Source organism: Terrisporobacter muris, assembly GCF_024621905.1.
GTDB lineage: Bacteria > Bacillota > Clostridia > Peptostreptococcales > Peptostreptococcaceae > Terrisporobacter > Terrisporobacter muris.
In genome coordinates this window covers 1-5,170 of the sequence record NZ_JANKBY010000271.1, presented here as the reverse complement: position 1 = coordinate 5,170, position 5,170 = coordinate 1, and the positions used below count along the sequence as shown (strand labels likewise).

General features: G+C 26.2%; 4 protein-coding genes. 1 reads left to right on the top strand and 3 read right to left on the bottom strand.

Annotated features, from left to right (window positions below; all coding sequences use genetic code 11):
* Positions 1-158: 158 nt before the first annotated feature.
* The gene (locus NSA58_RS15760) at positions 159-1,727 is read left to right on the top strand and encodes an oligosaccharide flippase family protein (protein ID WP_074429634.1); all 1,569 of its coding nucleotides are present in this window, start codon (positions 159-161) and stop codon (positions 1,725-1,727) included.
* A gap of 207 nt (positions 1,728-1,934) precedes the next feature.
* Here NSA58_RS15760 and NSA58_RS15755 read toward each other — a convergent pair whose 3' ends face one another.
* The 3 genes from NSA58_RS15755 to NSA58_RS15745 form a co-directional block, all read right to left on the bottom strand.
* Entirely contained in the window at positions 1,935-2,804 is an 870-nt protein-coding gene (locus NSA58_RS15755) for an alpha/beta hydrolase (RefSeq protein WP_257560663.1), read from the bottom strand.
* Between the two features lie 206 nt (positions 2,805-3,010).
* Positions 3,011-3,691, bottom strand: a complete 681-nt coding sequence (locus NSA58_RS15750; protein ID WP_052232836.1) for a zinc ribbon domain-containing protein — start codon at positions 3,689-3,691, stop codon at positions 3,011-3,013.
* A 15-nt stretch (positions 3,692-3,706) separates the two neighbouring features.
* Positions 3,707-5,068 carry a zinc ribbon domain-containing protein gene (locus tag NSA58_RS15745; RefSeq protein ID WP_074429633.1) on the bottom strand — a complete coding sequence of 454 codons (1,362 nt, stop codon included), beginning with the start codon at positions 5,066-5,068 and terminating at the stop codon, positions 3,707-3,709.
* Positions 5,069-5,170 lie beyond the last annotated feature (102 nt).

Here is a 5,170-nt window from a genome sequence, read left to right as displayed (position 1 = left end):
GGATATGGATTAAACTTATTTGCTCAAGTAAAATCAAAACAAATGTTTGTAGAAAACCAAAATTCATTAAATATAAAAATAGGATAGATCAAATTTGATCTATCCTATTTTTATGCTTTTTATACATTAATATTTTCTATTATTACAAGGAGATAATTATGAAGAGAAGAAACTTACTGATAAACGTCATATTGCTCACAGCCTCCACTATGACTCTTGGTTTTATAAGTATGGCCTTTAGAGTTTATTTGTCTAATAAAATTGGTGCGGAAGGTATGGGTTTATTTCAACTTATTATGAGTATTAATGTTGTATGTCAAACACTGGCTATCTCTGGTATTAGGGTTACAATGACAAGGCTTGTAGCTGAAGAACTCGGAAAAGGTAATAATCATTTAGTAAAAAATATAATAATAAAAGGTCTTTTTTATACTTTATTCCTAAGTATACTAACAGGAATTTTACTATTTAACTTATCAGAATTTATATCAATAGCGTGGATTCAAGATGAAAGGGCAATTATACCACTAAAAATTCTATCTTGCTCTTTACCTTTTGTTGGAATATCTTGTTGCTTAAATGGTTACTTCTATGGTTGTAGAAAAGTAGTAAAATGTATTAGCGCCGATATTATTGAAACTTTAGTCATGATTAGTATTGTCTCATTATGTATAACATCTTTTTCCACAGGAAGATTAGATTATACTTGCGCTCTTATTGCTGTTGGTAGTTCTATTGGAAATATCTGTTCTGCCTTTTATTCTTATACATTGTACATATTTGAAAAGAAACATATTACACTATGTAAAAACACTACAGATAAGTATTCATTTTTTAAGATTATAAGAGTTGCCATACCTTTGGCTTTTAGTGCATACATACAAACATCTTTAAAAACTGTGGAAGATATTTTAATACCAAAATCTCTAAGGCTCTATGGTTCTTCTAGCTCCATGTCCTTATCAATTTTTGGTATGGTAAAAGGAATGGTAATGCCTCTATTAGTATTTCCGTCTATATTTTTAGCATCATTTTCTACATTGATTATTCCAGAAATTGCAGAGGCCAATGCATTGAATAAAAAGAATACAGTAAATTACATAATTTCTAGAGTTATTAAATTTACAATGCTTATTGCTGTATTTGCCACAGGAATATTTATTATTTTTTCTAATGAACTAGGCGTTGGACTTTATAAAAGTGAAGAAGTTGGATATTTGCTAAGAATTCTAGCTCCTTTAATTCCTTTTATGTACCTAGATAAAATAGTTGATGGTAGTTTAAATGCTCTAGACTTACAAGTCACAACTTTAAAATATAATATAATTGATATGTTTGTAAGAATCAGTGCAATAACTTTTTTGATACCTAGATATGGTATCAAAGGTTTTGTATTAGTATTATTCATAAGTACAACATTTAATACTTCTTTAGGCGTAATAAAGATCTTAAAAGTAACAAAACTTAAATTTGACATATTGGATTGGATTTTAAAACCAGCTTTATCCATAACCTTAGCTAGCTATGCAACAAAGATTATTCTTTATTGTTTACATATTGAAAATTCAATTTTTATAAATATAGTATTAGATTTATTTATTTACTTTATAATGCTTATTCTATTTAAATCAATTAGAAAAACAGATCTTCAATGGTTTGCAGATGGATTTAAAAAAGATGTAAAAAAAGGAAAATGGGAGAATATCGGCCTTTACAAACAAATATAGGATTAAAATTCTTCAAAACAAAAATTCACTTCGCTCATATCGCCAACGAGATGCCTTCGTTAACACTTTAGGCAACTCCGTTGCTCAAAATATACTTTTTACAATTTTACAATCGTTGGTATTCCTTAATCCTATAGATTCTTCACAAGTGTAAAAATATTATAATGTCCTAGTATGTAAAAAGAGTTTGCTAAATGCAAACTCTTTTTATTGTATATTATATAAGAAATTAACTATATTTCTCACTGTTATATCCATTTGTTCATCACTACTAATTAAAGCTTCTTCATCTCCACTATACATGCCATAGTTTGCAAATTGAGAATGATTTGCGCCTTCTATCTCTACATATTTTGTATCTTTTGGTAGTTGTTCTTTAGAATTAATTAACTCTTTATAATCTACAACATTGTCTTTACTTCCCCAAAGAGATAATACCTTAAAACCTAATTCACTTATATTTTCTCTAGGATATGATGATATTAATACTATACCTTCAACATTTTTATTGTTTACAGCATATTCACAAGCAACAGTTCCTCCAATGGAGTCCCCTCCTATAACCCACTTTGTAATCTGTGGATTATCTTCAATAACTTTTGTTGCCTTGTTCTTTCCAAAGTTAGCATAATTAAAAGGCATATCTACAGCTACTACCTTATATCCATAACTTGCAACATTGTTACATAGTTTTGCATAAGATGATGAGTCTACCCTTTCACCAGGATAAAAAATAAACCCTTTTGTTGCATTTACATTCTTTGGAGTAAAGTATGTGTAATTTCCGTCAACAGTAACCTCTACTTTAGAATTACTTTGTAAATATTTCATGTCATTTGCTTGTAAAGAATATCCATTACTTAACCATATGAAAAAACCTATTACAAATATAATTAATACAGTTAAAAGAGTTATAATTCTTCTTTTTATTATTTTTGACTTATCCTCTTTTTTTTGTTTATTATTATTTTCCGTATTGTTTTCATCATTGTAAAGCAAAGGTCTTTCTAATTCCATAGTAATACTAAAAGTATCATACTTATTTTCACTGTTTGACTTTGCTTTCCTTTTTTTCATATTATCCCTCCAAAATTTTTAACTACCATTATATTTTAACATATAAATTTAATCATTTCATCCTAATAAATGCATCAATTTTCTTACAATTTTTATATTCTCTTAAGTTTCATTTACAATATTGTAAATAAAACTTTATATAACATAATTTAAGAGATATAAAAAAGCTAATTTCTAACTCTTTCATATCTCCTATTTGCTTATTCTTATATATGATTTTGATGATTTTTTAAGAACTCTCTTCCTTCTATTTCTATTGGTTCTTCTTCTGATTTATTTTCATTTATCGCTATATCATTTTCTAAATTATTATCTTCTACAGCTAATTCCTCTTGTTGTTTTAAAAATTCCTTCCCAAAATCTTCTTCTACCATATCTACTTCTGGTATTTCTTCTTCCAATATGCACTCTTCTAATCTTTCACCTTCATCCATGCAATATACTTCATCTTCATAGTGTGTGAATTCTTGTTTTATTTTACTTCCACAACAAGAACAGAAATTAGAATCTTTTTCTGTTTCTTCATTACAATTTTCACATGTTATATATAATTTTTCTTCCTCAATTAAACTTTTACCACATTGCGGACAAAACTTTTCATTTTTAAATGCAACATAACCACATTGACAAGTAGTTTTTTTACTTTCTTTTTCAAAATTTCTAAGTTGCATATACTTTGTATATATTTCTATATCAAGATTCTTTATCTCATCACATAAAATATCAAAATCCATATCTATTATTTCACCTTTTCTTATTTTATCAAAGGTCATTATTCCTAATTTTAGTAATACCTGTGCTTTTAAATCTTCACAGTCATTTATACTTTTTTTTATTTTTATTTTTTCTGACTCTTTTTGTATATTAGATAATTTCATATCCTTCATTTTCTTCCTCCAAAATTAATTAAAAATATTTAATTTATAGCCTATTAAAGTCATTATTAAACTATATATAAATGAAATAATCATTCCTGTTATAAAGTTGAACCCCATTTGTATAGCACTTAAAGAAGTTAACATTGATGCAGCATTATCTCCTATGTATATTGTTGTTAGAACACCAATTACTGCTATAATCACTGCATAACATCCACTAAATATTATTACTGGTTTTATATTTTTACTTTTATATTTACTTTCTAGTTTACATCCAACTATGATAAATATTAATGCAGATAGCGCAATCATAGCTCCTAGAAGTAACATTAAATCTAAGGAAATATTCGAATTAAACAAAGATAATATTGACAATGATCCACTACCAAGGCTTACAGGTATTAAATTTGCAAATCCCCATAAGTATATTGCAAGTTGGCTTAAAACAACACCTAAAGATATATCTCCTGTATAAGAGTTTAACCCTAAATCAAAAATATAATTTACATTTGCAAAATATAGTATTGTTGATATTATTAATATTAGTATATATCCTATAAAAATAGTTTTTAAAGCTATTTTTAATACTCCTGCAATCATATTTTCTTTTTCATATTCTTTTTTAAGTCCCATAAATAACACTGAGATAAATCCTATTATGAACCCTTTAAATAAAACATTAAATGTACTAAAACTAAAGAAAATTCCATATCCATATTGGTTAACCCCATTAGATAAACTAACTTCTACTTGAGATACTTTAGATATCACACATAATACAAGGGCGTAAATTATTGCTACTCCTAAAGAATTTTTCACATGAGTTATAAAAGATGTATTTCTTTTTTTCATAAATATACTATATGATAGTATAAATGATACTACTGGCAATATTAATAAAATTAAAAAACCAAAGTTTACACTTGACTGAGCACTATTCATAAAAAGAGACATGAAAATATTTACATTTGCTAAATTACTAAACAACATAATATGTAGTGGGTTTATTAATTCGCTAATTTGATTATTGTTTCCAACTAACATGAATTTAATTATTAGAGATAAAACAAATAATATAACAATAGCTAGTCCTGATGCTTTTAAACCATTAATTAAGTCAAAGCTAGAAGCTATATCTTTAAATTTAGCTTTTTCACCCTGCTGGTTTATAAATTTTTCTCTTTTACTTTTAATATTTTCTAAAATTTCACCACAATTATTACAATAAATGTCTTCTCTGCTTACTTCATTTTCACATTTAGGACAATTAGTTCTATTGTCTTTTTCTATGGTAAAATAATTAATATTTTCTTTTATATTTAAGCTACCATCTTCTTTTGAATAATTATCATACTTACTTTTATTTAAGCTTTCTTCCATATTCATCTTAATTTTTCCCTCCTGACTTACTTCAAAATAGATTATCTTATTATATTTATGAATTATAGCAAAGTTTTCTTAATTATACCTTAATTCATAATTAATAGA

Bases quoted from the DNA above. Each gene is read 5' to 3' on its own strand.
- NSA58_RS15745 (WP_074429633.1), bottom strand. From the start codon at position 5,068: ATGAATATGGAAGAAAGCTTAAATAAAAGTAAGTATGATAATTATTCA.
- NSA58_RS15760 (WP_074429634.1), top strand. From the start codon at position 159: ATGAAGAGAAGAAACTTACTGATAAACGTCATATTGCTCACAGCCTCC.
- NSA58_RS15755 (WP_257560663.1), bottom strand. From the start codon at position 2,804: ATGAAAAAAAGGAAAGCAAAGTCAAACAGTGAAAATAAGTATGATACT.
- NSA58_RS15750 (WP_052232836.1), bottom strand. From the start codon at position 3,691: ATGAAGGATATGAAATTATCTAATATACAAAAAGAGTCAGAAAAAATA.